The 26,483-nt window shown below is 72.3% G+C and carries 26 protein-coding genes, 1 tRNA gene and 1 pseudogene; 18 read left to right on the plus strand and 10 right to left on the minus strand.

Features of this window, described 5'->3' with window-relative positions:
- The first annotated feature begins 15 nt into the window (after positions 1–15).
- From FM110_RS11310 to FM110_RS11340, 7 genes are all read left to right on the plus strand, one after another.
- The gene (locus FM110_RS11310) at positions 16–912 is read left to right on the plus strand and encodes a ParA family protein (RefSeq protein WP_087104863.1); all 897 of its coding nucleotides are present in this window, start codon (positions 16–18) and stop codon (positions 910–912) included.
- A gap of 4 nt (positions 913–916) precedes the next feature.
- Complete coding sequence (locus tag FM110_RS11315; protein WP_087104864.1) at positions 917–1,789, plus strand: pseudouridine synthase; 873 nt, start codon at positions 917–919, stop codon at positions 1,787–1,789.
- Positions 1,786–3,018, plus strand: coding sequence for a prephenate dehydrogenase (locus FM110_RS11320; RefSeq protein WP_268802201.1), 1,233 nt, complete (start codon positions 1,786–1,788; stop codon positions 3,016–3,018). The genes FM110_RS11315 and FM110_RS11320 overlap by 4 nt, the downstream gene beginning before the upstream one ends.
- Positions 3,019–3,037: 19 nt before the next feature.
- On the plus strand, positions 3,038–5,194 hold the full coding sequence (der, locus tag FM110_RS11325; protein WP_087104865.1) for a bifunctional cytidylate kinase/GTPase Der: 2,157 nt from the start codon (positions 3,038–3,040) through the stop codon (positions 5,192–5,194).
- Positions 5,195–5,310: 116 nt separating this feature from the next.
- The gene (locus tag FM110_RS14670) at positions 5,311–5,886 is read left to right on the plus strand and encodes a hypothetical protein (RefSeq protein WP_234992336.1); all 576 of its coding nucleotides are present in this window, start codon (positions 5,311–5,313) and stop codon (positions 5,884–5,886) included.
- 2 nt (positions 5,887–5,888) lie between these two features.
- Positions 5,889–6,365 carry an NUDIX hydrolase gene (locus FM110_RS11335; RefSeq protein WP_087104866.1) on the plus strand — a complete coding sequence of 159 codons (477 nt, stop codon included), beginning with the start codon at positions 5,889–5,891 and terminating at the stop codon, positions 6,363–6,365.
- Entirely contained in the window at positions 6,362–6,985 is a 624-nt protein-coding gene (locus tag FM110_RS11340) for a hypothetical protein (protein ID WP_087104867.1), read from the plus strand. The genes FM110_RS11335 and FM110_RS11340 overlap by 4 nt, the downstream gene beginning before the upstream one ends.
- 34 nt (positions 6,986–7,019) lie before the next feature.
- On the opposite strand, the gene FM110_RS11345 is transcribed toward FM110_RS11340, so the two are convergent.
- Positions 7,020–8,162, minus strand: a complete 1,143-nt coding sequence (locus FM110_RS11345; RefSeq protein ID WP_087104909.1) for a glycerol dehydrogenase — start codon at positions 8,160–8,162, stop codon at positions 7,020–7,022.
- Positions 8,163–8,380: 218 nt separating this feature from the next.
- Between FM110_RS11345 and FM110_RS11350 the strand changes: the two genes are divergently transcribed.
- Entirely contained in the window at positions 8,381–8,785 is a 405-nt protein-coding gene (locus tag FM110_RS11350; protein WP_087104868.1) for a hypothetical protein, read from the plus strand.
- Between the two features lie 78 nt (positions 8,786–8,863).
- Here the strand turns inward: FM110_RS11350 and FM110_RS11355 are convergent.
- Positions 8,864–8,937: transfer RNA gene (locus FM110_RS11355), tRNA-Pro, on the minus strand.
- Positions 8,938–9,111: 174 nt separating this feature from the next.
- Here FM110_RS11355 and FM110_RS11360 point away from each other — a divergent pair.
- The 4 genes from FM110_RS11360 (at position 9,112) to FM110_RS11375 (ending at position 12,029) form a co-directional block, all read left to right on the plus strand.
- Entirely contained in the window at positions 9,112–9,942 is an 831-nt protein-coding gene (locus FM110_RS11360) for a class I SAM-dependent methyltransferase (RefSeq protein ID WP_159458069.1), read from the plus strand.
- Between the two features lie 190 nt (positions 9,943–10,132).
- Complete coding sequence (locus FM110_RS11365; protein ID WP_087104910.1) at positions 10,133–10,561, plus strand: FHA domain-containing protein; 429 nt, start codon at positions 10,133–10,135, stop codon at positions 10,559–10,561.
- A 3-nt stretch (positions 10,562–10,564) separates the two neighbouring features.
- Positions 10,565–11,266 (plus strand): transcriptional regulator FtsR, encoded by a 702-nt coding sequence (ftsR, locus tag FM110_RS11370; protein WP_087104870.1) that lies wholly within the window; start codon positions 10,565–10,567, stop codon positions 11,264–11,266.
- Positions 11,267–11,447: 181 nt separating this feature from the next.
- Positions 11,448–12,029, plus strand: a complete 582-nt coding sequence (locus FM110_RS11375) for a MerR family transcriptional regulator (protein ID WP_087104871.1) — start codon at positions 11,448–11,450, stop codon at positions 12,027–12,029.
- 325 nt (positions 12,030–12,354) lie between these two features.
- On the opposite strand, the pseudogene FM110_RS11380 reads toward FM110_RS11375, so the two are convergent.
- Positions 12,355–13,134 (minus strand): annotated as a pseudogene (locus tag FM110_RS11380) (ParA family protein); the annotation flags it as partial.
- A 90-nt stretch (positions 13,135–13,224) separates the two neighbouring features.
- Between FM110_RS11380 and FM110_RS11385 the strand changes: the two are divergent.
- Complete coding sequence (locus tag FM110_RS11385) at positions 13,225–14,322, plus strand: methyltransferase (protein WP_087104911.1); 1,098 nt, start codon at positions 13,225–13,227, stop codon at positions 14,320–14,322.
- Positions 14,323–14,415: 93 nt separating this feature from the next.
- Here FM110_RS11385 and FM110_RS11390 read toward each other — a convergent pair whose 3' ends face one another.
- The 3 genes from FM110_RS11390 to FM110_RS11400 form a co-directional block, all read right to left on the minus strand.
- Complete coding sequence (locus FM110_RS11390) at positions 14,416–15,066, minus strand: TIGR03085 family metal-binding protein (protein WP_087104873.1); 651 nt, start codon at positions 15,064–15,066, stop codon at positions 14,416–14,418.
- An 88-nt stretch (positions 15,067–15,154) separates the two neighbouring features.
- Positions 15,155–16,132: a PAC2 family protein gene (locus FM110_RS11395; RefSeq protein ID WP_087104874.1), complete on the minus strand. Its 978-nt coding sequence runs from the start codon at positions 16,130–16,132 to the stop codon at positions 15,155–15,157.
- 100 nt (positions 16,133–16,232) lie between these two features.
- Positions 16,233–17,036 (minus strand): TSUP family transporter, encoded by an 804-nt coding sequence (locus FM110_RS11400; RefSeq protein WP_159458073.1) that lies wholly within the window; start codon positions 17,034–17,036, stop codon positions 16,233–16,235.
- Between the two features lie 125 nt (positions 17,037–17,161).
- Here FM110_RS11400 and FM110_RS14165 point away from each other — a divergent pair, with 125 nt between their 5' ends.
- The 4 genes from FM110_RS14165 (at position 17,162) to FM110_RS11415 (ending at position 21,296) form a co-directional block, all read left to right on the plus strand.
- Complete coding sequence (locus FM110_RS14165) at positions 17,162–17,341, plus strand: hypothetical protein (RefSeq protein ID WP_159458070.1); 180 nt, start codon at positions 17,162–17,164, stop codon at positions 17,339–17,341.
- Positions 17,338–18,729, plus strand: coding sequence for a DUF2252 domain-containing protein (locus FM110_RS11405; RefSeq protein WP_159458071.1), 1,392 nt, complete (start codon positions 17,338–17,340; stop codon positions 18,727–18,729). The genes FM110_RS14165 and FM110_RS11405 overlap by 4 nt, the downstream gene beginning before the upstream one ends.
- 186 nt (positions 18,730–18,915) lie before the next feature.
- Positions 18,916–20,487, plus strand: a complete 1,572-nt coding sequence (locus tag FM110_RS11410) for a M23 family metallopeptidase (RefSeq protein ID WP_087104877.1) — start codon at positions 18,916–18,918, stop codon at positions 20,485–20,487.
- Between the two features lie 95 nt (positions 20,488–20,582).
- On the plus strand, positions 20,583–21,296 hold the full coding sequence (locus FM110_RS11415) for a type 1 glutamine amidotransferase domain-containing protein (RefSeq protein WP_087104878.1): 714 nt from the start codon (positions 20,583–20,585) through the stop codon (positions 21,294–21,296).
- A gap of 271 nt (positions 21,297–21,567) precedes the next feature.
- Here the strand turns inward: FM110_RS11415 and FM110_RS11420 are convergent, their stop codons facing one another.
- The 4 genes from FM110_RS11420 to FM110_RS11430 all read right to left on the minus strand — a co-directional run bounded on the left by FM110_RS11420 (position 21,568) and on the right by FM110_RS11430 (position 24,793).
- Entirely contained in the window at positions 21,568–21,963 is a 396-nt protein-coding gene (locus tag FM110_RS11420; RefSeq protein ID WP_087104879.1) for a DUF1963 domain-containing protein, read from the minus strand.
- A complete protein-coding gene (locus FM110_RS14770) occupies positions 21,960–22,178 on the minus strand; it encodes a DUF1963 domain-containing protein (protein WP_143276378.1) in 219 nt (72 codons plus the stop codon). Before FM110_RS14770 ends, FM110_RS11420 begins: the two co-directional genes overlap by 4 nt.
- 17 nt (positions 22,179–22,195) lie before the next feature.
- Positions 22,196–23,311 (minus strand): CPBP family intramembrane glutamic endopeptidase, encoded by a 1,116-nt coding sequence (locus FM110_RS11425; RefSeq protein WP_087104880.1) that lies wholly within the window; start codon positions 23,309–23,311, stop codon positions 22,196–22,198.
- Positions 23,312–23,467: 156 nt separating this feature from the next.
- Entirely contained in the window at positions 23,468–24,793 is a 1,326-nt protein-coding gene (locus FM110_RS11430) for a multidrug effflux MFS transporter (RefSeq protein ID WP_234992342.1), read from the minus strand.
- Positions 24,794–25,059: 266 nt separating this feature from the next.
- Here FM110_RS11430 and FM110_RS11435 point away from each other — a divergent pair, with 266 nt between their 5' ends.
- On the plus strand, positions 25,060–26,433 hold the full coding sequence (locus FM110_RS11435; protein ID WP_087104881.1) for a cation:dicarboxylate symporter family transporter: 1,374 nt from the start codon (positions 25,060–25,062) through the stop codon (positions 26,431–26,433).
- Positions 26,434–26,483: the final 50 nt, after the last annotated feature.

Here is a 26,483-nt window from a genome sequence, read left to right on the forward strand (position 1 = left end):
GAGGACGCGGACGGCATGACGACGCAGACGACAGGAACCCCCGTGAGCGACGCGAACCAGACCCTCGACTTCGACCTGGGCCCGACCGGCCGCCAGCTCCCCGAGTTCCCCGAGCCCGCCGCGCTGACGAGCCACGGCCCGGCGCGCGTCATCTCGATGGTCAACCAGAAGGGCGGGGTCGGGAAGACGACCTCCGTCATCTCCCTGGGCGCGGCGCTCGCGGAGCTGGGCCGCAAGGTGCTCCTGGTGGACCTCGACCCGCAGGGCGCGCTGTCCGCCGGAACCGGGATCAACTCCTACGACCTCGACATCACCGTCTACAACCTGCTCATGGACCGCAGCCACGACGTCCGCGAGGTCATCTGCGAGACCGAGACCGAGAACCTCGACGTGCTGCCGGCGAACATCGACCTCTCGGCCGCGGAGGTCCAGCTCGTCAACGAGGTGGCCCGCGAGATGGCCCTCGCGCGCGTGCTGCGCCCCGTGATGGACGACTACGACGTGATCATCATCGACTGCCAGCCGTCGCTGGGCCTGCTCACCGTCAACGCGCTCGCCGCGAGCCACGGCGTCGTGATCCCGCTGGGCCCGGAGTACTTCGCCCTGCGCGGCGTCGCCCTGCTGGTCGAGACCATCGAGAAGGTCCAGGACCGCATCAACCCGCGCCTGGAGATCGACGGCATCCTCATCACCATGTTCGACTCCCGCACCCTGCACGCCCGCGAGGTCGTGGCCCGCGTGGTCGAGGCCTTCGGGGACCAGGTCTTCCACACGACGATCAACCGCACCGTGAAGTTCCCCGACGCCTCGGTCGCGGCGGAGCCCATCACGAGCTTCGCGCCCGGCACCAAGGGCGCCGACGCCTACCGCCAGCTCGCGCGCGAGCTCATCGCGCGCGGCGCGGCGGCCTGACCCGGTGGCCGCCGAGCAGCGACGCCGCCGCCGCAGCCACTTCACGCCCCCGCGCGAGGTGCGCCTGCGCGATGCCGACGGGCGCCCGCGCGACGCCGCGGTCGAGTCCGGGGCCGACGACGGCTCCGGTCCCGATGTGCACGTCGCCGACGGCGAGCGCCTGCAGAAGGTCCTCGCCCGCGCGGGCTTCGGCTCCCGCCGGGCCTGCGAGGCCCTCATCGCCGCCGGTCGGGTGACCGTCGACGGCGTGATCGTCGCCGAGCAGGGGGTGCGCGTCGACACCGCCGCCCAGGTGATCCACGTCGACGGCCGCCGTCTGCAGCTCGACGAGGGCACCGTGACGCTCGCGCTGAACAAGCCCCGCAAGGTCGTCTCCGCGATGAGCGACCGCGAGGGGCGCCGCGACCTCACCGAGTTCGTGGCCGACCAGTCCCAGCGGCTGTTCCACGTCGGGCGCCTGGACTACGAGACCGAGGGCCTGCTGCTGCTGACGAACGACGGCGAGCTCGCCCACCGGCTCACCCACCCGTCCTTCGAGATCTCCAAGACCTACGTGTGCCGCTTCGACTGCCCGGGGACCTTCCCCCGCGGCCTGCTGAAGGCGCTGCGCGACGGCGTCGAGCTGGAGGACGGCCCCGCACGGGCCGACCAGGCGCGGCTCGTCGCCCATGACGGACGGGAGGCGGTCGTCGAGGTCGTCCTCCATGAGGGCCGCAACCGCATCGTCCGCCGCATGTTCTCCTCCCAGGGCTTCGAGCTCACCGCGCTGGTCCGCACCCGCATCGGTCCCGTGCTGCTCGGCGACCTCGCCCCGGGGACGACCCGCCGCGTGGAGGGCCGGGAGCTGGGGACGCTCATGGCCGAGGTCGGGCTGTGACCGAGCAGCCCCCGGCCGCTCCGAGCGCCCTGCCGCGGCCCTCGTCGGCGGCGTCGGCGGCGTCAGGGGCCTCGCCGTCAGGGTCGTCGCCGTCTCCGGCCGCCGCGTCGTTCCCCTCGCCGGTGCGGATCATCGGGACCGGCCTGATCGGCGGCTCCCTCGGCCTCGCCCTCTCGGGCGCGGGCGTGGACGTGCAGATCCAGGACTCCTCGCCCGGGACCGAGTCCCTGGCCGTCGAGATGGGGGCGGGGCATCGCCCGGGTGCGACGGACGCCGCCCCCGAGCTGGTCATCGTCGCGGCGCCTCCGGACGTCGCGGCGCGGCTGGTCGTCGAGGCTCTCGCCGCGTTCCCCGACGCCACGGTGTGCGACGTCGCGAGCGTCAAGGCGACGGTGCTGTCGGCCGTGCGCCGCGCCGCCGCCGACCCCGCGGCCGCCATCTCGGAGAGCGACCTCGCGCGCTACGTGGGCGCGCATCCGATGGCCGGCCGCGAGGTGTCCGGGGTCATCGCGGCCCGCGGGGATCTGTTCCTCGCCCGGCCCTTCGTCGTCGTCCCGCATGCGACGTCCCGGGCCGAGTCCACCGCGCTGGTGCGGCGCCTGGGCAGCGAGATCGGCTCCGTGCCCCTCGTGATGGACGCGGTGGACCACGACCTGTCGGTCGCGCACGTGTCGCATGCCCCGCAGGTGGTCGCGAGCCTCCTGGGGGCGAGCCTCGCGTCCGCTCCCGAGCGCTCGCTCGAGCTCGCGGGCCAGGGGCTGCGCGACACGAGCCGCATCGCCGCCTCGGACCCCCGGCTCTGGATGGAGATCCTCAGCGCCAACGCGGCGGCGGTCTCCCCGATCCTGCAGGAGATGCGGGACCGGCTGGACGAGGTGCTCGCGGGCCTGGCGAGCCACACCGGCGAGGACGATCCCGCGCAGGGGTCGCGCCGAGCCGTGGCGCAGCTCATCGCCGACGGGAACATCGGCGTGCGCCGGATCCCGGGACGCCACGGCGGCGCCGCGGAGCACTTCGCGACGATCACCGTGCTCGTGCCCGACCGTCCCGGCGAGCTGGGCCGCCTGTTCACGGAGATCGGCGAGACCGGGGTGAACCTCGAGGACCTCGCTCTCGAGCACACGTTCGGCCAGAAGGTCGGCATCGCGCACGTGTCGGTGCAGCGGGGGAGCGAGGGACTGCTCACGCAGGCGCTCCGTGAGCGCGGCTGGACCGTCGCAGAGGGCTGAGCGCCCGTATCCTGGCCAGATGCATCCGTCGCACCCCGTGACCATCGCCATCGACGGCCCCGCCGGCTCCGGCAAGTCCACCGTCTCCCGCCTCGTGGCCCAGCGCCTCGACGGCGGATTCCTCGACACCGGCGCGATGTACCGCGCCGTCGCCTGGGCGTGCCTGGCCGACGGCGTCGACCTCGAGGACCGCGAGGCGGTCGCCGCTGTCGCGCGCGACCTGGATCTCGATCTGGGCACCGAACCTGCCGGCGCGGTCGTCGTCGTCCGCGGCCAGGACATCACGGCAGCGATCCGCACCCAGGAGATCAGCGCCCTCGTGAGCGCCGTCGCGACCAACACGCTCGTCCGCGCGATCCTCCAGGAGCGCCAGCGCGCGATCATGCTGGAGGCCGCCGCGGAGCGGGGCTCGTGCGTGGCCGAGGGCCGCGACATCACGACGGTCGTCGCGCCCGACGCGGATGTGCGCGTGCTGCTGTCCGCGAGCGAGGAGGCCAGGATGCGGCGGCGCGCCGCCGAGCTGGAGCTCGACGACTCCGAGGAGGCGCGCGAGCGCATGCGCGACCAGGTGCTGCGGCGCGACCGCGACGACTCGACCGTCTCGGAGTTCCTGCGTCCCGCCGAGGGCGTGCACCCGCTCGACACGACGGACGTGTCCATCGACGAGGTCGTCGAGGCGGTGCTCGCGCTCGTCGCACAGGCGCGCGGCGGCGACAGCGCCGGAGGCAGCGACGACGACGGCGTGGACGACGAGGTCGTCTCCGCCGCCTGGCGCGCCGGGCTGGACGACTACGCCCTCGACGATGAGGACCTCGCGATCCTCGCGGGCGGCGACGAGGACGCCCTCGCGCCCGCCGAGGCCCGGATGCTCCCGGTGCTCGCGGTGGTCGGCCGGCCCAACGTCGGCAAGTCCACCCTGGTCAACCGCATCCTGGGCCGCCGCGAGGCCGTCGTCGAGGACACGCCGGGCGTGACCCGCGACCGCGTGTTCTACGAGGCCGAGTGGGCCGGGCGCGACTTCCTGCTCGTGGACACCGGCGGCTGGGAGGACCGCGTCCAGGGCATCGCCTACCGCGTGGCGGAGCAGGCGGAGATCGCGGTCGAGCTGGCCGACGCCGTCATGTTCGTCGTCGATGCGACCGTCGGCGTCACCGCGACCGACGAGCAGCTGCTGAAGGTCCTGCGGCGCTCGAAGCGCCCGATCGTGCTGGTGGCCAACAAGGTCGATGACGCCCGCGCCGAGCTCGAGGCCGCCGCCCTGTGGAACCTGGGCCTCGGCGAGCCCCATGTCGTCTCCGCGCTCCACGGCCGCGGCTCGGGCGATCTGCTCGACGCCGTCATGGAGGTGCTGCCGGAGGAGGGGCGCGGCATGGCCCCCGACGCAGGGCCGCGCCGCGTCGCGCTCGTCGGTCGTCCCAACGTGGGCAAGTCCTCCCTGCTGAACAAGCTCGCGGGGGAGAACCGCGTGGTGGTCGACGACACCGCCGGCACCACGCGCGACCCGGTGGACGAGCGCATCGACCTGGGCGGTCGGGAGTGGACGTTCGTGGACACCGCGGGCATCCGTCGCCGCATCCTGCAGACCCAGGGGGCGGACTTCTACGCCTCGCTGCGCACGCGCTCCGCTCTCGAGCGCGCCGAGGTCGCGGTGGTCCTGCTCGAGGCCTCCGAGACCATCTCGACCCAGGACCTGAAGATCATCGACATGGTCCTGGAGTCCGGGCGGGCGCTCGTGCTGGCCTTCAACAAGTGGGATCTGATCGACGAGGAGCGCCGCCGCCAGCTCGAGTGGGAGATCGAGAAGGATCTCGCGCACGTCGCGTGGGCGCCCCGCGTGAACCTCTCGGCCAAGACCGGGCGGCACACCGACAAGCTGGTGCCGGCGCTCGAGACCGCCCTGGAGTCCTGGGACGCGCGCATCCCGACCGCCCGCCTGAACGCGTTCCTGGGCACGCTCGTGGCCGCGCATCCGCATCCCCTGCGGGGCGGCAAGCAGCCGCGCATCCTCTTCGCGACCCAGGCCCGTACGCGCCCGCCGCGGTTCGTGGTCTTCGCCACCGGCTTCCTCGAGCACGGCTACCGGCGCTTCATCGAGCGCCGCCTGCGGGAGGACTTCGCCTTCACCGGCTCCCCGATCGAGATCGGCGTCCGCATCCGGGAGAAGCGCAAGCGCTGACCGCGGCAGCCGCGTCCTGCGGCGGTTCCGGGTCCTGCGGGGGTGGCCGGTCCCTCCGCGGCCCCGCGCGTCCTGCAGGGGATGCCTCGCGATGCTCCCGCCCGTAGAGTGGGGCCATGAGCGACCCCTACGCGCCGCACCAGCCTCCCCCGTACGGACAGCCGCCCAGCGACGGGACGGCTGCGGGGGCCGACCCGCACAGCACCGCCTACAGCAGCCCAGACCCGAGCAGCATGGGCCAGGGCGGCGCCGACCCCTACGCCCCGGCGCCGTACGCATCGGATGACGCGTACGCCCAGCACCCGTCGGCCGCGCCGCAGCAGGTGCCCGGCGGATACGGGGCAGGTCCGCAGGCAGGCTACGGCCCGGGCGGATATGCGCAGGCCACGTACCAGGGGGTCCCGGCGGCACCTCCCCGCACGCCCGAGCCGTTGCGCTCGCAGATCACCAACAGCGCCATCGGCGTCCTGGTCGTCGGGTTCCTGTGCGGCGGGACGATCCCGGCGATCCTGGGGATCATCGCCCTGACGCAGGTGGACTCGAACCCGCAGTCCGCCCAGACGCTCAACAAGGTCGGGTGGATCCTCTGCATCGTGTTCGCGGTGCTGATCATCGGGACGATGCTGGTGTCGTTCGTGCTTCCGGTGCTCTTGTCGATCCTGTTCGGCGCAGCAGCGATGAGCAGCTACTGATCGTGGCGACCCCTGATTTCGTCCTGGCCCTGCGCGAGAAGGTCGGTCACGCACCGCTGTGGATGAGCGGTGTCACCGCTGTCGTCGTCGAGGAGGGCAGCGGCGCGCTGCTCCTGGTGCGTCGGGCCGATACGGACGCCTGGACACCTGTCACCGGGATCATCGATCCGGGGGAGGAGCCCGCGGTCGCAGGCGCCCGCGAGGTTCTCGAGGAGGCCGGGATCATCGCCCAGGCGGAGCGGCTGGTGGACGTGCGTACTCTGCCGCCCATCACCTACGCCAACGGCGACCAGGCGCAGTTCCTCGACCTCTGCTTCCTGTTCACCGCGCGGAGCGGGCAGGCGCCGTATCCGGCGGACGGGGAGAACGAGGAGGCCATCTGGGCCGATCCGAGCGACCTGCCCGCCCTGAACGACCGCTTCCGCGAGCAGATCGCGCTGGCCCTGTCGGGGGAGCAGGCCGCGAGGTTTAGACAGTGACCGCTGTCCCCGAGCGCGGCACCTGCCTGCGCCTGCCGCTGACCGATGCCCCGGGCGACGCCGCGGAGCTGAGGGTCCTCGCCGACGTCGATCGCGACCTCGCGCCGCATGCGCCGACCGACCGCCGCTGGCCGCTGTCCCTGCTGCCGGGCGCCTGCCTGGTCGAGGTCTCCCTCGGCAGTCGCCTGGTGCTCCCGGGTGCATGGGTCCGCTCCGGCGACGTCGGCACGCTGCCCGTCACGGGGCGCCGCCGCGTCCGCGTCGAGGATCTGCGGATGCCGGCGGTCGTGCTGGGGGAGGGGAGCGAGGCCGTGCTCGCCTGGGGCGAGACCGTGTGGCCGCTCCCGTTCGACGACTCGGTGGCCATCCCCGCCGTCTGCCGGCCCGATGTGCACTCGCTCGCGCGGCTGCGGCGCCTCGCCCTCATCTCCCTCGGACGGCAGGAGGACGTCGCCCTGACGCTGTGGCGCGACCCGTCGTTCGAGGTCCCGTGGCACGACGTCCGCCTGGTCCGGCGCGCCCGCTGGTGGTTCGCGATGGCCCAGGTCCCCTCGGGCATGCGCTATGCCGACGCCGCCCGGGCCCAGGGCCTGGACGTCGGGCGGTTCCTCGCCGCGTAGCGCGAGGTCGTCCCTCCGCCCAGGACCTTTCTCCTCAGTGCTCGGCGATGTGCTTGACCGGTTCGGGCAGCCCGTGCTCGGCGCGGACGCGGCGGGAGAGCTGCTCGATCGAGGTGAGAGCCGCGACGACGTCCTCGGCAGTCACCGGGAAGGGCATGTTGTGGATCGTCTCGCCCTCGACGGTCGCCGCCTCCGCGACCGCCCGCAGCTCGGCGGTGTCCTCCGCCGTCAGGCCGATCTCGGTGAGCGTGTTGGGCAGGCCCACGCGGGTGGTGAAGACGATGAAGTCCTCGATCTCCTGGGTGGGAGCGCCCTCGAGCACCAGCTGGGTGAGGGAGCCGATGTTGACCTTCTGGCCGTGCGTGAGGCCGTGGGTCTGGGGCGCGGCGGTCAGGCCGTTGTGGATCGCGTGGGCCGCGGCGAGACCGCCGGACTCGAAGCCCAGGCCCGACAGCAGGGTGTTCGCCTCCACGACGGCCTCGAGCGCCGGAGTCACCTGCTTCGAGCGGACGGCGTCGAGCGCGGTCAGGGAGTTCTCCCACAGCAGGTCCCAGCACAGGCGCGCGAGGGCGAGCGCCGACTTCGTGGGGCGGCCGCCGGCCATCGTGAGGCCCTGGCCGCGATCGGTGGCGCGGGCCTCGAGGTAGGTGGCGAGGGCGTCGCCGATGCCGGCCTGGAGGAACTTGTCGGGCGCCTCGGCCACCAGCTGGGTGTCGATGAGCACGAGGTCCGGGTTGTGCGGGAAGAAGCGGTACTCGATGAACTCGCCCTCCTCGGTGTAGATGACCGAGAGCGCCGAAGTCGGGGCGTCGGAGGATGCGGCCGTGGGGACGGAGGCCCAGCGGACCTCGGCCAGGTGGCCCGCGGCCTTGGCGGCGTCGATCGCGCTGCCGCCGCCGAGACCGACGATCACGTCGTGGCCGCCATCCGTGATCGCCTGCACCAGCGCGTCGACCGCCTCGGGCGTGGCGAAGCGGCCGAAGCCGACGCGGACGACGGGCAGGGACGCGGCCTCGAAGCCCTCGGTCAGGCCCTTCTCGACGATGCCCCAGACGACGTCGTCGGCCACCAGCAGGGGCTTGGTGCCGATCGCGCTCAGGTGCTTGCCGAGCTCGGCGATCGCGTTCTTGCCCTGCACGTAGTGGGCCGGGCTGGACAGGGCGTACATCGAGGACATGGAGAGCACCTTCCGCCGTGCCGCCGGCGGTCCGTTCCGCCGATCGTGCGCCTCCATCATCCACCGCGTCGTCGGACGGTTCCAGGGACGTTCGGCACCCAGCTGGCCGGAGCGCGCGACGCATCGGCTTCGGGAGCGGTGCGGGGCCGTGCGGATTCCACCCAGGTGCACCTGCCACGATGTCCGGCAGTCACAGCAACCATCTGGGAAGGAACCCCATGAGCATCGCGAACCTGGTCCTGCGCGCCGTCCCCGGCGCCTTCGTCCTGAACTCCGGCATCGGCAAGCTCGGCATGGACGAGGGCACGGCCGCCTACCTGCAGCAGGCCGCGGCCAAGGGCGTCCCGTCGGTGGGGGAGATGACCCCCGAGCAGTTCAAGAAGTTCCTCTCCTACGGCGAGATCGCCGTGGGCGGCGCGCTCCTGGCCCCGTTCGTCCCCACCCGCGTCGCGGGCGCCGCCCTCGGGGCGCTGTCGGCCGGCTTCCTCGCCGCCTACTTCCGCACCCCGGAGATGACGCAGGATGACGGCATCCGCCCCACTCAGGAGGGCATGGCCGTCGCCAAGGACATGTGGCTCGCGGCGATCGCCGTCGCGCTCATGCTGGGCGGCCCCAAGCGCTGACGGCCAGTCGTCTCCCGCACGACATGAAGAAACCCCGCCCGATCGGCATTCCTGCTGATCAGGCGGGGTTTCTCGCGGTCGGGCTGACAGGATTTGAACCTGCGACCCCTTGACCCCCAGTCAAGTGCGCTACCAAGCTGCGCCACAGCCCGCTGCTCTCGATCTCCGCCCGGAGGCGTCGATCTCGAACCGGACCGACTTTACCCCGCCCGATGCTCCCAGGGCGAATCGACGCGGACGTGACCTGCGGCACGGCGCCCAGGCGTCCCGGCTACCCTGACCCCGATCCCGCCCGGCGAGCGGGCGTCGACCCCGAGGAGCGCACCATGGCCGTGGACGACGAGGAGCTGCAGTCCTGGCGCGAGATCCTCGCGGAGGATCCGCGCGGCTGGGCCTTCGACGACCTGCGCGGCTACGCGGAGGACGCCGCCCCGTGGCGCTTCGACACGCTCGCGCGGTCCCTCGTGCAGATGTCCCACGACCTCCTGGATATCGGGACCGGGGGAGGGGAGTTCCTCGCGGCCCTCGCCGAGGACCTCCCGGAGGTCACGGCCGCGACCGAGAGCCAGGCGCAGAACCTCTCCCTCGCCCGCGAGCGGCTCGAGCCGCTGGGCGTCAAGGTCGCCGAGCACGATCCGCGGTCACCCGGAGCCGCCCTGCCCTTCGCCTCCGAGAGCTTCGACCTCGTCCTCGACCGCCACGCCGCGTTCAGCTCCCCGGAGGTCGCGCGGGTCCTCGCACCCGGCGGCATCTTCCTCACCCAGCAGGTGGGCGCCGACGACCTCGCCGAGCTCATCGACCTGTTCGGGCTGCAGACGCCGTTCCCGGACTCGACCCCCGAGCACGTCGAGCGCGAGCTCACCGTGGCAGGCCTGCGGATCGAGCGCTCCGGCGCCTTCCGCGGCCGGGCCCTGTTCTCCGACATGCCCTCGCTGCTGCGCTACCTCCGCCGGGTCCCCTGGACGGCGCCGGAGGACCTGTCGGTCGACACCCACCGCGACCAGCTCGAGGACCTGGCCGCACGCATCGCCGACGGCCCCCTCGTCCTGGCGACGTCCCGCTTCTGGATCCAGGCGCGCCGACCGGAGGCCCCGGAGGCCTCCGTCACCGACTTCTCCCGCCTCCTGGACGACCTGCCGACGGTCCCGGAGGTCTGAGCGGTCGCCCCGTGAGGTCAAATCCTCCCCAAAACCGCCCGCAGACGCCGCCGACGGTCGAGGAGAGGCCCGCTCACGTGCGAGAATCCCCACCAGGACACATCGTCGAGCGCATCGCAGCGCGCGGCGCACAGCAGGCCGATGACGCCGAGGGAAGAAGGGATGCACGGTGACCGACCCCACCGACGCCATGCAGGACCGGGACCACCTGGACCAGACCTCGACGCTCAGCGCGATCTCCATCCCCGATCTCGCCGAGGAGCCGGAGCACGGCCTCACGGCGATGGATCGCAGCGCGATCGACGCCCTCCCGGAGGGCTCGGCGCTGCTGATCGTCCGCAAGGGCCCCAACCTCGGCGCGCGCTTCCTCCTCGATGCGGACAAGACCGTCGCCGGGCGCCATCCGCAGAGCGAGATCTTCCTCGACGACGTGACGGTCTCCCGCAAGCATGCGGCGTTCCTGCGCGACGGCCAGGGCTTCCTGATCCGCGACCTCGGCTCCCTCAACGGCACCTACGTGTCCCGCGAGCGCGTGGACGAGGCCCGCCTGCACTCCGGTGAGGAGCTGCAGATCGGCAAGTACCGCCTCACCTACCACCAGAACCCCGGGAGGGCGTGACCGGTGCCGGCCTCCGCGTCCCGCCGGGCGGCGCCGGCCTCCGGCGCGCGCCTCAGCATCGGGCAGGTGCTCGAGCAGCTCCGCGAGGAGTTCCCGGACCTCTCGCACTCGAAGCTGCACTACCTCGAGGCGGAGGAGCTGATCTCGCCGGAGCGCTCGCCCAGCGGATACCGCAAGTACTCCAGCGCCGACGTCGACCGTCTCGTGTTCGTCCTGCGCGCCCAGCGGGATCGCTTCTGGCCGCTCAAGGTCATCAAGGAGCACCTGCAGGAGCACGGCGTCGACGACGACGCGGCCACGGTCACGTCGATCGCCTCTCGCCCCGGCCCCACCGCGCAGCTCCAGCCGGTGCGCCTCGACCGCGCCGGCCTGTGCCGTGAGGCGCGCGTCGACGACGAGCTGATCTCCGACCTGGAGCAGTTCGGGATGCTCCCGGAGTCGGTCATGTTCTACGGCGCCGGCGATCTCGAGATCGTCCGCGCCGCGAAGGCCCTCGCGGAGGAGGGACTGCATCCCCGCCACCTCGTGATGGTCCGCACCGCCGCGCAGCGGCAGGCGCACATGATCCGCTCCGTCGCCCGGCCCCGCTCGCGCCCCGCGGATCCCGCGGCGCAGGGCGGTGCGGAGGACCTCATGCGCGACCTCGGCGAGTCCATGAACTCCCTCCATGCGGCCCTGCTGCGCTCGGCCCTGCGGGAGGACTGACCCCGCGTCGCGCTGATCGCGGACACTCGTGCGACGTCGGACTCGAGCGCGGTCCACAGCACATGTCACCTGACTGTGACCTGAATGCGGCGCGTCGGGTGCCGCGTGCTCGTTCCACCGGCTACTCTGGGCTGGTGCTCGCGCTCTTCCCCGGCGCCGAGTAGTCCACCTGGAGGTTCCTGTGAACACCGAGACACCCGCGGGTCGCACCGCGCAGACGACGGTCCCCGCCGAGCCTGCGCAGGGCGTCCTCTTCGACGAGGTCGTCGACACGCCCGGCGAGCTGGGCTACCGCGGACCCGCTGCCTGCAAGGCCGCGGGCATCACGTACCGCCAGCTCGACTACTGGGCCCGCACCGGTCTCGTCGAGCCGAGCGTCCGCGCCGCCTCGGGCTCCGGGAGCCAGCGCCTGTACGGCTTCCGCGACGTCCTCGTCCTCAAGGTCGTCAAGCGTCTCCTCGATACCGGCGTGTCCCTCCAGCAGATCCGCGTGGCCGTCGCCGCCCTCCGCGAGCGCGGCGTCGACGATCTCGCGCAGATCACCCTCATGAGCGATGGGGCCTCGGTCTACGAGTGCACCTCCGCCCAGGATGTCATCGATCTCGTGCAGGGCGGCCAGGGCGTGTTCGGCATCGCCGTGGGCCGCGTGTGGCGTGAGGTCGAGACCGAGCTCGCCGTCCTCCCGAGCGTCGACCCCGCGGACGATGCGGAGCTGGCGCTGCACGACGAGCTCGCGGCACGACGCAAGAAGCGCGCCGGCTGACCCATCCCCACCCCCGCATCGCGACGGCGGCGGATCCCCTCGAGGGGATCCGCCGCCGTCGTCATCAGGGGAGGGGCGCATCGGCGTCCGGTGCCGTGGCGACCCGTGCGCTGAAACGGGCCGGCACCCACGTGCCGACTCCGCGGAGGGCGTCTCAGGACTGCTGGGGGGCGCCGTTGTCGGAGGCGGACGGCGCATCGGCGGGGGCCGTCGGAGCCTGGGTCTCCGTCGCCGGTGCCTGGGCCTGCGTCGTGGAAGTCTCCGTCATCGGAGTCTCCGTCGTCGGAGTCTCCGTCGTCGGAATTGGGGCCTCCGCGGTCCCGCCCTTGGCCGCGAGGACCGTCCGCAGGAGGGCGTCGAAATCCTCGGTGAGCCGGGCGCCGCTCGCGCCCTCGTAGCGGTGCAGCGGCACCGCACCGCCCTGGGCCTGCTGGAGTCCGACGCGCTCCTCGATGACGGGATCGAGGATGAGGGGGCCGAAGAGCTCGCGCAGCTCGGCCAGACGGTACTGGTGCTCCACGGAACGGGGACGGTAGCGGTTGACCACCAGGCCCAGCGGGGACAGGCGCGGCGCCAGGCCGTCGTCGTGCAGCTCGGCGGCGAGCTTGAGAGCGCGGTCCGCGGCGGTGACGGCGAAGAATCCCGGCTCGCACACGACCAGGGATCGGTCCGAGGCGGCGAGCGCCATCTGGGTCAGGCCGTTCAGGGACGGCGGGCAGTCGATGAGGACGAGATCGTAGTGGTGCGAGCGATTCTCGAGCGCGTCCCGCAGGCGCCGGACCTCGCGAGCGGCGGGGGCGGGGGAGTCGACGACGCTCGAGCGGTGCGTGCCCGGGATGATGTCCAGGTGCGAGGAGGCGCCCTCGGACCACGGAGTGGGGCGGATCGCGCGGTCGATCGTCTCCGTGCGCGCCGAGGAGATCACGTCGGCGATGTCGGGGCCCTCGGCGGGCTCCCCGAGGAGACCCAGCGTGGAATCGCCCTGCGGGTCCAGATCGATCACCAGGGCGTTGACCCCCTGGTGCAGGGCGGCCGAGGCCAGGCCGAGGGTGACGGACGTCTTGCCGACGCCGCCCTTGAGGGAACAGACACTCACCGTGAACACAGGGCGATCCTACCGGTCGCAGGACGGGGGAGGACCCGCCCGGCGATAGGCTGGAGCGCCCGCTCGGGCAACGGAAGCGAGGTGCAGCGCATGGTCCCCACCGGCCCCTCGGCGAGCACGCCGACGTCGGCCCCCGCGCGTGCCCTGGGCCCCGCCCCGGAGGTCGTGCTCGAGGTCCTCGACGGCTGCGCGGAGCTCGCCGCGCAGGAGGCCTCCGCGCTCGGGCCCGTCCGCATCATCGGCTCGACGGAAGCGGTCGTCGCCACCGACGACCTGACCGGCGCGGCGGCCCTGCGTCGCTCCGTCGCGGCCTACCTGTGCATCCGCATCCCCGCGCGCCGACCCCAGGAGCTCCTCGAGACCTCGGTGATGCGGCACCTGGGGCAGGCGCTGCAGCGGCTCCAGCAGCTCCGCCCGCGCTCGGCCCGTTTCACCGGGCTGCGCCTCGCGGCGGCCGGGGCGGGCACGCCCGTCATGGAGCGCCTCGCCCAGGAGCTCGCGGCAGCGGTGGACCTGCCCGTGGACGCCGAGGACGGGGACCTGCTGGTCCGGGTGCGACCGGCCGCGCGCACCGACGGCGCGCCGCGGGCCTGGGAGGTGCTCGCGCGCCTGACGACCCGCCCCCTGTCGACGCGCGCCTGGCGGACGGTGGACTACCCGGGAGCGGTGAACGCGACGATCGCGGCCTGCGTCATGACCCTGATGGACGTCTCGGGCGAGGACGAGCTGCTGGACATGACCTGCGGATCCGGGACGCTGCTCATCGAGCAGTCGTTCCTCGCCGCGCCGAGGCGCGCCGTCGGCGTCGATCTGGCCCCTGCCGCGATCGAGGCCGCCCGTGCCCATCAGCGCGCCGCCCGCCGCAAGGGCCGCATCGACTGGATCGTGGGGGACGTGCTGACCGCGGACCTGCCCGGCGGCTTCACCCGCATCGTCGCGAATCCGCCGTGGGGCGAGATCCACGGCGAGCACGTCACGAACCAGGATCTCCTGGCATCGCTGCTGGCGCGGGCCGATGAGCTGGGCGCGCCCGGGTGCCGGGTCGGGATCCTCACGCACGAGATCCGGAGGATGCACGCCGTCCTCGCCGATCCGGCCTGCGCCTGGACCGCCGTCGACGAGCACCGCTTCTTCCAGAAGGGCCATCATCCGCGCCTGTTCCGGCTGCGGCGGCGCGACGAGCCCTGAGGCCGCGACGGGGCCTGATGCTGCGACGGGCCCTGCTGCCGCGACGAGCCCTGACGTCTCGCCCCGCCCGGACGCCTCAGACCAGCCCTGCCGTCAGATGCCGCGCTCTCCGCGGTGGAGCGCCGTCACGGCCTCGGGCTCGCCCTCGATGCGCACGCGCGCGACGCGGTCGCGCCCGAACGCCCACAGCAGCAGCTCCGAGGCCGGACCGTGGACGCGGACGGCCCCCTGATCCCGCGTGCCGGGCAGGCACAGGCCACCGAGCGGAGAGACCAGCGTGACGTCGACACCGGTGCGCACGAGCAGCTTGGCCATGCGGCGCAGGACGCTCCACAGCTCCCGCTCCGAGGACTCGGGCAGGGGGCGCGGCTCCCAGCCGGCGCGCGCCCGCCGCAGATCCTCGTGATGCACGAAGTACTCGCCGGTGTTCAGGAGCCCGTCGAGACCGCGCACGGGGGAGAAGCGTCCCGGTCCGTTCCGGAAGATCCCCACCTGCTCCGCCCAGTCCTTCTCGAGCAGCTTCGCGCGCTCCTTCTCCGTCCACTGCGCGATCGCGGGGAGCGGGACGTGCGGCCCGACGAGCAGGTCGGGACGCCGCTCGCGCAGGATCAGATGCTCCAGGAGGTCCTGGGCGTTCCAGTCGTCGAGGATCGTCGGGGCGTCCGGACCGAAGGACACGAGGTCATCGGCCAGGGCGGCGCGCTCGCTGACGACGAGGGATGGGGCACGGGTGTCTGCTGCCATGGGTACATCCTAGGGACGTGCACCGCTGACGTCGCCCAGCCCGGGGATCGGGGCCGACCCTGCGGTCGGCCCTCCCTCGGGCGCAGGGTCAGAGCGCGGGGCCCGGTCGCTCCTCGGAGGCGCCGTCCTCGTCGTCGCCCGGCTCCGCGGAGGTGCCCTCGTCACCGGAGAGCTCGGCGAGGAAGCGCTCGATCTCCTCGGAGATCTGCTCGTCCGACGGCATCTCGGCATCCGGCGCACCCTCCTGCGACCCCGGAGCCCCGGCCAGCAGCGAGCCGTCGTAGCCGCGCTCGAGGTTGGCGATGAGCTCGCCGAGCTGCGGGGCCTGGGCCACCTGCTCGTCGACCAGCTGCCGGGTCTCGCGGGCCGCCGGCGCGAGCGCGCCGACGGGCAGCGTCAGTCCGCTCTCGGTCTCGATCGCGCCGAGCAGGGCGATGGCCGCCTCGGGGTAGCCCATCTCGTGGAGGTACTGGGGCACGTGCGCCACGAGGCCGACGGTCTCGTGGCCGGCCTCGCCCAAGCGCATCGTCAGCAGGTGCGTGAAGCTGGAGCGCATCCGGAACGTCGACGGCAGCGGACGCGGCTCGCGGATGTGCGAGGGGTCGTCGGCGTACGTCGTGATCTGCAGCGGGCGGGTGTGGGGGACCGGCGCCGGGAAGCTCTGGGCGAGCACGATGCGGCGGATGCCGAGCTGCTCGACCACGATGCGCAGCGCCGCGGCCAGGCGCTCCCATTCGAGGGTGGGCTCGGGCCCCGTGAGGAGGTAGAAGGGATCGCCACCGGGGCCGGTGATCTCATGGAGGACGATCTCCGGCTTCTCGTAGTCGAGGAAGCGATCGCGCTCGAGGGTGATCTCCGGACGGTGCGCGCCGTAGTCGAAGACCTGGTCGAGATCGAGACGGCCGATGACGCGGCTGCCGAGGGCGCCCAGCAGATGCTCGTCGATGATCTCCTGCGCGTGCCCGGCGTCGGTGAACGCATCGAGCGTGACGAGAAGCGTCTCGCCCGTCAGGGTGCGCGAGTCGATGTGCTTGTCGTAGGTGAACAGGGTCGTCGGGTCGAGCATAGGGCCTCCGGGTTGCGGCGGACCGGGATCCGCGGACGTCTGGTGAACTGTTCAACGAGATGCCGGGGGAGGGTATTCCAGCGGCGCCGGGAGTCTCGGATCACGACAGCAGGCGCACGGTGTCCCAGCCGAGCTTGAGCGCGAGGGCGCCGACCACCACGAGGAACACGATCCGCACGAAGCCCGAGCCGTGGCGCAGGGCGAGACGAGCCCCGAGGGCGCCCCCGAGGATGTTCGCGACCGCCATGATCGCCCCGAGGCTCCAGACGATCTGCCCGTGCACGCCGAACACGAGCAGCGCCCCGAGGTTGGTGGTGAGGTTGGCGAGCTTGGCGTGGACGCTCGCCTCCAGGAAGCCGAACCCCAGCACGGTCACCATCGCGATGATGAAGAAGGTGCCCGTCCCCGGGCCGAGGATCCCGTCGTAGAGGCCGACGGCACCGCCGATCGCGCCCGCGCGCAGGGCGTGGGGGCGTCCCTGATGACGCGGGGCGTGCTCGAGCCCGAGCTGCGGGCGGCGCAGCGTGTGGATGCCGACCACGACGAGGGCGACGAGCACGATGGGAGACATCCACGCCCGCGGGATGAGGGTCGCCAGGCTCGCTCCCGCCGCGCTCCCGAGGGCGGCGCAGACGACGAGCGGGACGGCGGTCGCCGCGAGGGGGCGGATGCGGTGGATGTACGTGGCCGAGGAGACGGCGGTGCCGGCCGCGGCCGCGAGCTTATTGGTGCCCAGCACCGCCCCGGTCGGCGCCTGCTGGGGGAGGCCCGTGAGCAGCGCCGGGAGCTGGATCAGCCCGCCGCCGCCAACCACCGCATCGACCCATCCCGCGCCGAAGGCGGCGAGCACGAGAAGTCCGAGGGCGAGGAGCGAGACCTCGCCGAGGAGGGGGAACTCGAGCACGGGCACCGGGTCAGTCAACCAGAGAGACGACGGGGGAGGACCGGCTGGCCACGGCGGCGGGATCGGAGCGATGGGATCGGAGGGTTCCGGGCCTTGTGGGCGACCAGTCTCCGTAGAGTGGGGCCATGTTCTCCCTCCTGGCCCTGGCGGCCATCGCTCTCGTCGTCATCGGGCTCGTCCTCGTGGTCCTCGCGCTGGTGATGCTCCTGGTGGGCCGCAGCCGTCCCTCGCAGTCCGGCCCCGCGAGCCCGGCGGTCTCCGCGCCCTCGACCACGACGCCCCACGGCACGCACACCGAGCCGTGACGGCCGCAGCGCCGGGCGGGATGGCGCGCTTCCTCCCACCGGGCGGGGACGCCGCGACGGCCCGCGAGTCCGGCCGCGACATCCGCGGCCCGGTCCCGCGGTCCGAGCACGCCGAGGTGGTGGTGCCCGAGCATCGCGACCCGCTGCGGATCATCGAGCGGACGCACGCGGGGAGGATCCCCGAGCTCATCGGGGTGCGGGTCAACCGCATGCTGCAGAGCGCCCACGCCTACTACCGCGGCACCGTCGACGTCATGACCCGGGACCTCGCGGCCGGTCCGCGGACGGGGATCCACGTGGTCATCGACGCCGACGCCCACCTGGGCAACTTCGGCCTCTACGCGAGCCCCGAGCGGCGCCTCGTGTTCGACCTCAACGACTTCGACGAGGCCGGGATCGGGCCGTGGGAGTGGGATCTCAAGCGCATGGGCGTCTCGCTCGTCCTCGAGCTGGCCGAGCAGGGCGCGGGCGAGGAGCGGGCCCGCGCCGAGGTGACCGCGATGATCGGCGCCTACCGCGATCAGCTGCGACGCCTCGGGGAGGTCTCCGCGACCGATCGCTACTTCGCGTCCGTCGACGCGGCGAGCGAGCTGCTGGGGGCCGGGTACCCGTCGTTCGATCGCGGCGTCGCCAAGGCCCGCCGGCGCACGAGCGAGCAGGCGTTGGGGAAGGTCGCCCGGATCGACGAGCGCGGCCGCCCATACCTGGATGTCCAGCCCCCGCTGCTCGTCCCGTATCCGCCCGGACGGATCGAGCGCGTGCGGCACCGCCTGCGCGAGTACCTCACGACCCTCCACGCCGATCGCGCCCTCCTGCTGAGCCAGTACCGGCTCGTCGACGTCGCCCGCCGCGTGGTCGGCGTCTCCAGCGTCGGCACGCACTGCTCGATCGTCCTGCTGCAGGGGCCGTCGGGCGAGCACCTGCTGCTGCAGGTCAAGGAGGCGCTCCCGTCGGTGCTCGAGACCTACGGGGGACTGCCGGACGTCGCACCACGACCGGGGCCAACGCAGGACGCCCACGCGCGGCGCGTCACCGGATCCCAGCGGATCCTGCAGTCCGTCTCCGATCCGTTCCTCGGACGCACCGTGGACCCCGACGGCCGCAACTACTTCTGGCGCCAGTTCCGGGACATGAAGGGCAGCATCGACCTGTCCGAGGCCGGAGCGGGGGAGGTGCGCGCGTATGCGGCGCTGTGCGCGCGCCAGCTCGCCCGCGCCCATGCGCAGAGCCCGGACGCCTTCGCCGTGATCGGCTACCTGGGGCGCTCCGACGCGGTGCCCGCGGCGATCGCCGCCTGGTCCTGCGACTACGCGCAGATCGTGCAGCAGGACTGGCGGGACTTCGCCGAAGCGGTCGCGGACGGGCGCTTCCCGTGCGCCGAGGGCTGAGCGCGACGCAGAACAGGGGTGATGGACAGCACCGGCTGATGCGGGCCGTTGGGTCCTGCCCGGCGGTCGGACAGGACATAGGCTGAGGGCACGAACCTCCGCTCCGCCACCCGGCTCCGGCCGGCCGACATCGGCGATCTGCTGCCCGCCGCGCAGCCGCAGACCCCGCCGACGAGCCTGCCCCCGTTGCCGGACGCCGACGACGATCCGGCCCCGCGCCTGGAAGGTCTGCGACGCCGGGTCCGGGCCGCCTGCACCACGCTGAGCGGCCGCCTCCCGTCCGCCCAGACCCTGCGCGCCGCCGCGGCCGGGCTGCTGGTGGGGGCCTGCGTCGCAGGCGGTGCGGTCGCCACGCTGCGCGTCGATGCCACGCCCCAGGCTGTGCAGACCGCAGACGTGGGGGAGCAGGCCCGCGTGGGGAAGCAGGACGAGCGCCTCCTCCTCGAGCTCGATGCGCGCGACCGGCAGGGAGCGGCATCCACCGCGCCCTCGGTGCCGGTGTCCGGCATCGCGGCATTCTCCGCCTCCGCTCCCGGCGCCCCGGGCGCGAAGGGAACGGTCGTGGCCGGTGCCGGCATGCACGTCGACGGCTCGGTCGACCTCATCAAGCCGGTCCAGGGGGCCGTCGAGGGATCCGGGTACGGCATGCGGTTCCACCCGATCCTGAACACGTGGAAGATGCACAACGGCACCGACTTCCCCGTCGGATGCGGGACGCCCGTGTACGCCTCCGCCGCGGGAACGGTGACGCACGCCGCCTACCGCGGTCCATCGGGCAATGCGGTGGAGATCGACCACGCCGACCTCAACGGCGACGCCGCGGGCTCCTCGTTCTCCACGCACTACTTCCACCTGTCCGCCTTCGGCGTCCGCGTCGGCGACCACGTCGAGCAGGGCCAGTTCATCGGCCTGTCCGGCACGACGGGCCGCTCGACCGGCTGCCACCTGCATTTCGAGGTGATGGTCGACGGCGTCTACGTCGACCCGATGTCGGTACTGGGGGAGTCGACCGCGACCCCGGGAGCCGGCGTCGCGGCCTACGGCGAGCAGGGCGACACCTGGTCCGTTCCGCTGCCCGCCGAGGACGCCCAGCACAAGCAGGATGCCCTGAACGACCCCGAGGAGCCGGTGGCCCCGGCAACGGGGTCCAGCGGCGCGCCGTCATCGCCGGCGCCCGTGCAGGAGCCCGCAGAGAAGCCCGTCGTCGCCGATCCGGCCCCGAAGCAGCAGGACCCGGCGACGACCTCTCCGGCACCGAATCCGACTCACACGAAACCCGCTCAGACGAAGCCCGCGACCCAGCCGGCCCCGCAGCCCGCACCCGACCCGGCGCCCATCGCACAGCCTGCTCCTGAGCCTGACCCGGCGCCCGCCCCGAAGCCTGCGGACCCGGTGGTGGAGGCTCCGGTGACGACGCCCGCGACTCCCGTGGAGCCCCCGACGACCACGGCCCCGAACACCACGACCTCTCCGCCATCGACCACCACGACACCCGCCACCCAGACCCCGACGACCACCGACCCGGCGACGACGGAGGATCCGGCGACCGAGCCCCCGTACTGCCGCCCGGCTGACGGGACGACGGACGAGGACGGTGCGACGACGACGCCGTGGCCCCTCGGGGACACGCCTCTCGAGGACGTCATCTGGGACCACACGCTAGAGATCTGCCCCGAGGGCCACGATCCTGCTGAGCCGCTGCCGACGAGCGGGACCGGCGGGGAGAGCACCGGATCGGGCACCGCCGCCGGGGTCTGAGCGGGAAGCTCGGGGCACGGGGGAGCGGTGTCCATCTGACTCCCACCCTGCCGTGACAGCGTGTCCGGGAACTCCCGCACACGAAAGGGCACGATATGAGCACGAGGGTCCTGATGGTCATCTCCGCCGCGGACGGCTGGACGCTGGCGGACGGTACAGTCCACCCGACGGGATACTGGGCCGAGGAGGTCTCCGAGCCGCATCGCGTATTCACCGAGGCAGGATGGGACATCACGGTCGCCACGCCCGGCGGTATCGCTCCGACGGTCGACCAGCTCAGCCTGGGGATCATGGGCGGAATGCCCGGGAAGCGGAGAGCAGTGCAGGAGTACCTCGACGCGATCTCCGAGCAGCTCGAGCATCCGCTGGCTCTCGATGCGGTCGATGAGGAGGAGTACGACCTCGTGTTCTATCCCGGCGGCCATGGTCCGATGGAGGACCTCGCCGTCGACCCCGTCTCGGGAGCGCTGCTGGCCCGTCGTCTGCGCGCGAACCGCCCGCTGGCGCTGCTGTGCCATGCACCGGCGGCCGTGCTCGCCGCGACGGATGAGACCGGCACGAACGCGTTCACCACTCGACGCATGACAGGACTGTCGAACGTCGAGGAGAAGTTCAACCCGTTCGCCCGCAAGGCCCGCTGGCTTCTCGAGGACAGGCTCAAGGAGTCCGGCATCGTATACGACAACGCGACGCTGCCGTACCGGTCGCATGTCGTCGTCGACGGGAATCTCTACAGCGGCCAGAACCCGCAATCGGCGACGGCGCTCGCGGAGCGCCTGGTCGAGGACCTCGGCGCGCGGACGGCCTGACGGAGCGACGACGCGCTGAGAGCGGCGCCTCGCGATCCGCAGGCGAGACACGATGCTGGGACGACGGGGAGGGGGCGGAGCCGCCGGCCAGGTCTCTCCTCCCTTTCACTTTACATAACGTACATTATCGGTTCTTTCCTGATTGTGTTCCCGGGGCCGTGGTCGACTCGAACAGCCTGCTTCCGCATCCCTGTATGTCGCTGCCTGTATGTCTCTGTGAGAATGCGGCCGGACGGCTGCTGCACGCCTCTGGTCCCGACGCTGACCGAGCTCAGGAGCACTCCATGACGAGCCAGGCGTCCTCCCAGCGATGCGCACGCATCGCGTCCTCGGGCATGACGACGTACAGGAAGCCGACATCGCCCCACATCATCTGCGCGGCGTCCTCCGAGCAGATCTGCAGCAGCAGCCGCCACGAGTCGACGTCGGCCGCCGGTCGACCCGTGGCCTCCGTCGCGAGCTCTGCGATCCCGCCCTGGACGGCATCGGCGTAACCGAGCAGCCGGCACCGATCCGCTCCGCGTTCCATGATGTCGACGTACGCGTCCGCATCCCGCTCGTCGAGCGCGAGCGCCTCGCACCCCCGAGTGGCCCACGCCGGAAACGTCAGCTCCTCGCGCACGGCCAGTGCGACCGGCGGGAAGATCGCCTCCTCGTGGTCGGTCATCGCGCCGGGACGCTATGGCGCACGAGCGCCTGATCCGCCGGGGTCCACAGCAGGCGCCAGTGCTCGCGATCGTCCGGCTCATCGCCCCACACCATCGCCTCCTCGTCATAGAAGAGGCTCAGCATCCCCGCCTGCGGCAGGCCGCCGTCGGCGAGCACCGAGGACGGGAGCGGTCGACGGGAGGCTTCCCCGTCGACCGCTCCCCCGCAGGTCACAGCTGGGTTCCGAGCGCTCAGGCCGTCGTCGGGACGTCCAGCACCGCCCGCGCGGGATCCGTGGCCGCGCTGCGCGCCCGCCGCCTCTTCTCGAGCAGCCACACGATCGCCACCAGCAGCAGGTCCAGGGCGATGAACACCAGCATGAACGGCCCGCCCGACCCCGCGGACCGGTCGATCGTCAGTCCCTGATCACCGATCGTCAGCGCCGTCGCGATGAACAGCAGGGTGTTGTTCGAGGCGTGGAAGGCGATCGATGCCTCGAGGCCGTCGGTGATGCGGGCCATCAGCGCGCCGCTGAGTCCGAAGATCGTGTAGTAGGCGAACAGCCAGGGATCGACCGAGCCGTGGCTCGCACCGAAGATGAGCGACGACGCGATGATGCCGACGACGAGGGCGAGCGACGCCGGACGGATCCACGAGGCGACCATCTCACCGATGACGCCGCGGAAGACGACCTCCTCGGCGGCCGCCTGCAGCGGCGTGGTGAGCACGGTGATCGCCAGCAGCGCGAGGCCGGTGGCGGTGATCCCGAACCCTGCCTCCCCGGTCATCGGCACCGACGGGAACAGGAGCTCCATGAGCGCGAAGAACACGAGGATGACGGGCGCCATGACGCCGGCGGTGCGCAGCAGGCGCCCCCAGGAGAAGCGGCGACCGACGGCGAAGGCGGCCCGCCACGGCACGCCCGCGATGACGCGCAGCGCGAGCAGAGCCAGCAGGCCCGTCGCGATGAGCGAGAGATTGACGCCGAGCATCATCACCGGGGTGAGCGTCGGGGCGTCCGCGTTCGTGAACTCCTCGGTGCTGTGGCCGCCGATGAACAGCTCGTACGGGATGGTGACGAACGTCGAGATCACCTGGAGGATCAGCATGCCGATCAGCACGACGGGGATCACGACGAGCGGCGCCCACCAGCGGGTGCGGACGTGAGCGCCGAAGGGCCGGGCAGGGTCCACGTGCGGGCGGCGCGGATCGAGGGGAACGGTGTTCACCGTGCCCGCGAGGGTCGACTCACCCGCCGGGATGTCGCGGATCGGCTCGGGCGCGGGGACCCTGGAAGCAGGGCTGGGGACCTCAGAGGCAGAGACGGAGGCAGTGGGAACGGGGGCGGAGGCAGTGGGGTCGCTCATGCCCTCAGTCTCCCGGCAGCAGGCCACCGCGACCCACCGCCGCACGGCTCCCCCGACCCCTCCGTCCGTCCTCTCCCCCGCGGGTCGCCTCCGACGAAGGTCGGGTCCCGGTGCCCGTCGGCAGGATGGAGATCCGTCGACAGGAGGTGCTCGTCGTCAGTAGACGTCGGCCGGGGTGTGCCGCGCCATGAGGAAGGCCAGCCACGAGATCGCGATGCCCGCGACCATGACGATCGCCATCGGCACCGCGGTGCCCGTGCCGCCCAGGCCCACGAGCGGGGCCGCGAAGGACGCCGCGAAGGAGAAGCCGAGGCCGAGCATCGCCGAGCCGGTGCCCGCGAACTCCTTGGCCTGGGCCGAGGCCAGGCCGCCGCCGTTGCCGAAGATGAGCCCCTGGGGCGCGACGATGAGGAAGAACGCGGGGATCACGATCCAGGCCGGGGTGCCGAGGAACAGGGTGCCGATCAGCAGGGCGAGGGAGGCGAGGGACACGATCACCAGGCCCACTCGGATCAGCGAGCGCGGATGCACGCTGCCGGTCAGGCGCGCCGAGATGAGCGAGGCCGCCATCATGCCCAGCGAGTTGATCGCGAACAACACCGAGTACGTGGTCGCCGAGAAGCCCAGCATCGACTGCACGACGAACGACGACGCCGACACGTACGCCATGAGCGCGAACGCGGAGAAGGCGTTGACCAGCAGGTATGCGACGAAGACAGGGCGTCCGAGCAGGGTGCGGCAGTTGCGCAGGAAGGTGCGGAAGCCGCCCGAGTGCCGGCGCGAGGGCGGAAGGGACTCGGGGATCAGCACGAGGGCCCCGATGAGCGAGATGAGGGACATGACGGCGATGACGGCGAAGACCTCGCGCCACTGGCCCACGAGCAGGATCAGCCCGCCGAGCAGCGGCGCGACGATCGGGGCGATGCCGCCGATGCCCTGCATGAGGTTCATCGTCCGGAACAGCTCGGGACCGTCGGTCATGTCGATGAGCACGGCGCGGCCCAGGACCATGCCGAAGCCGCCGCCGATGCCCTGGAGGGTGCGCATGATCAGCAGCATGTCCGCCGTCGGCGCGAGCATGCAGCCGATCGATCCCACGAGGCACAGGACGATCCCGACGATGAGCGGGACGCGGCGCCCGACGCGGTCGGAGAAGGGGCCTGCGACGACCTGGCCGATCGCGCTGCCGACGAAGAAGGCCGTCAGGGTGAGCTGCATCCGCGCGGCCGTGGTCCCCAGGTCGGAGGTGACCTCGGGGAACGCCGGGATGTACATGTCGGTCGCGAGCGGGCCGATGGCGCTCAGCGTCGTGAGCACCGCGATGACGAGCGCGGTGACGCGACCGCGGGAGGCGGCGAGCTCCTCGCGGGAGGGCAGGTGCGCCTCGGAGCGGTCGCCGTCGTCCTCGAGGACCGGGATCGCGCCGGTGATCGTGGTGACGCCGCCTCGCATCGAGGCGACGTTCCCGGTTGTGTTCAGCACGGCGTCATGCGACGCCTCCGATGTCTCGGGAGCGGTGCTGGGCCGGGTCATGCGATCGGGCACGGGGTTCCTTCCGGAGGACCGAGGAGACGGACGCCTCGGCCCCGCAAGGCCGGCGGCATCGCAGGGGTCGCGCCAGTCTTCCACGACGGAATCGCCGCGCGTCAGTCACCTGTGACGTGACGTGCCCCTCCCTATACTGACCCGGTCGCTCGCCCCGGCGACGCGACTCCCCTCCCCGCCCCCGATCCCGAGGAGCCTCGACGATGAGCTCTGTGCCCACCTTCGGGCCCGACGCGCACCCGCGCACGCCGGAGCCCGAGCCCGTCTCCCCCAAGTCCCCGCGGACCCACGTCCTGTACATCGCGGTGATCATCGCGGTGCTCGCGGGCATCGTGTTCGGCCTCGTCGCCCCGGACGCGGCCAAGGAGTTCAAGGTCCTCGGCGACCTCTTCGTCTCCCTCATCAAGATGATGATCGCGCCCATCATCTTCTGCACGATCGTGCTGGGCATCGGCTCGGTGCGCTCGGCCGCGACCGTGGGGCGCATCGGCCTCATGGCGCTGATCTACTTCGCCATCATGTCCACGTTCGCGCTGGCGATCGGCCTCGTGGTCGGCAACATCCTCAAGCCCGGGTCCGGCATCGTCATCCCCGCCGATGCGGACGTCGACAAGTACGTCGAGCAGGCGCATGAGGCGGGCGGCACGCTCGACTTCATCCAGTCGATCATCCCCGAGACGCTCGTCTCCTCCCTCACCGACGGATCCGTGCTGCAGGCCCTGCTGGTGGCCCTGCTCGTCGGCTTCGCGGTCCAGAAGATCGGCGGCCGCACCGCCGACCTCGCCCTCGAGGCCCTCGAGGTGGTCCGCAAGGTCGTGTTCGCCATCCTCTCGATGGTGCTGTGGCTCGCCCCGATCGGCGCGTTCGGCGCGATGGCCGCGGTGGTCGGCACCTCCGGGGCGGCCGCCGTCTGGGAGCTGCTCAAGCTCATGATCGGCTTCTACATCACCTGCGCGCTGTTCGTCGGCGTCGTGCTCGGCCTCGTGCTGTACGCCGTGGCGCGCGTGAACATCCTGAGGCTCCTGTGGTACCTGGGCAAGGAGTTCCTGCTGATCCTCGCGACCTCGTCCTCGGAGTCGGCGCTGCCGTTCCTCATGGAGAAGATGGAGCATCTGGGGATCCGCAAGTCGACCGTCGGCATCGTGGTGCCCACCGGCTACTCGTTCAACCTCGACGGCACCGCGATCTATCTGACGATGGCCGCGCTGTTCGTGGCCGACGCGATGCACAAGCCGATGAGCCTGCCCGCGCAGATCGGCCTGCTCGTGTTCATGATCATCGCCTCCAAGGGCGCCGCGGGAGTCTCGGGCGCCGGCCTGGCCACCCTCGCCGGCGGGCTCTCGGCCCATCGCGCGGATCTGCTGCCGGGCGTCGCGGTGATCGTCGGCATCGACCGCTTCATGTCGGAGGCACGCGCGATGACGAACTTCGCGGGCAACGCCGTGGCCACCGTCGTGATCGGCACCCTCACCCGGACGATCGATCGGGATCGGATGAGCGAGGTTCTCTCCGGCCGCCTCCCGTTCGTGCCGACCGCCCTCGAGGAGGCGCCGTCCGTGCGAGAGGCGGACGCCTGAGCCCCGAGAGGATGAGCACCGAGAGGAGCTGACGACGCGGGGCGTCGTGC

This window comes from Brachybacterium nesterenkovii, from assembly GCF_900163655.1.
Lineage (GTDB): Bacteria > Actinomycetota > Actinomycetes > Actinomycetales > Dermabacteraceae > Brachybacterium > Brachybacterium nesterenkovii.

Bases quoted from the DNA above. Each gene is read 5' to 3' on its own strand.
- FM110_RS11310 (WP_087104863.1), top strand. From the start codon at position 16: ATGACGACGCAGACGACAGGAACCCCCGTGAGCGACGCGAACCAGACC.
- der (WP_087104865.1), top strand. From the start codon at position 3,038: ATGCATCCGTCGCACCCCGTGACCATCGCCATCGACGGCCCCGCCGGC.
- FM110_RS14670 (WP_234992336.1), top strand. From the start codon at position 5,311: ATGAGCGACCCCTACGCGCCGCACCAGCCTCCCCCGTACGGACAGCCG.
- FM110_RS11345 (WP_087104909.1), bottom strand. From the start codon at position 8,162: ATGTCCTCGATGTACGCCCTGTCCAGCCCGGCCCACTACGTGCAGGGC.
- FM110_RS11350 (WP_087104868.1), top strand. From the start codon at position 8,381: ATGAGCATCGCGAACCTGGTCCTGCGCGCCGTCCCCGGCGCCTTCGTC.
- FM110_RS11360 (WP_159458069.1), top strand. From the start codon at position 9,112: ATGGCCGTGGACGACGAGGAGCTGCAGTCCTGGCGCGAGATCCTCGCG.
- FM110_RS11365 (WP_087104910.1), top strand. From the start codon at position 10,133: ATGCAGGACCGGGACCACCTGGACCAGACCTCGACGCTCAGCGCGATC.
- FM110_RS11385 (WP_087104911.1), top strand. From the start codon at position 13,225: ATGGTCCCCACCGGCCCCTCGGCGAGCACGCCGACGTCGGCCCCCGCG.
- FM110_RS11390 (WP_087104873.1), bottom strand. From the start codon at position 15,066: ATGGCAGCAGACACCCGTGCCCCATCCCTCGTCGTCAGCGAGCGCGCC.
- FM110_RS11395 (WP_087104874.1), bottom strand. From the start codon at position 16,132: ATGCTCGACCCGACGACCCTGTTCACCTACGACAAGCACATCGACTCG.
- FM110_RS14165 (WP_159458070.1), top strand. From the start codon at position 17,162: ATGTTCTCCCTCCTGGCCCTGGCGGCCATCGCTCTCGTCGTCATCGGG.
- FM110_RS11415 (WP_087104878.1), top strand. From the start codon at position 20,583: ATGAGCACGAGGGTCCTGATGGTCATCTCCGCCGCGGACGGCTGGACG.
- FM110_RS11420 (WP_087104879.1), bottom strand. From the start codon at position 21,963: ATGACCGACCACGAGGAGGCGATCTTCCCGCCGGTCGCACTGGCCGTG.
- FM110_RS11425 (WP_087104880.1), bottom strand. From the start codon at position 23,311: ATGAGCGACCCCACTGCCTCCGCCCCCGTTCCCACTGCCTCCGTCTCT.
- FM110_RS11435 (WP_087104881.1), top strand. From the start codon at position 25,060: ATGAGCTCTGTGCCCACCTTCGGGCCCGACGCGCACCCGCGCACGCCG.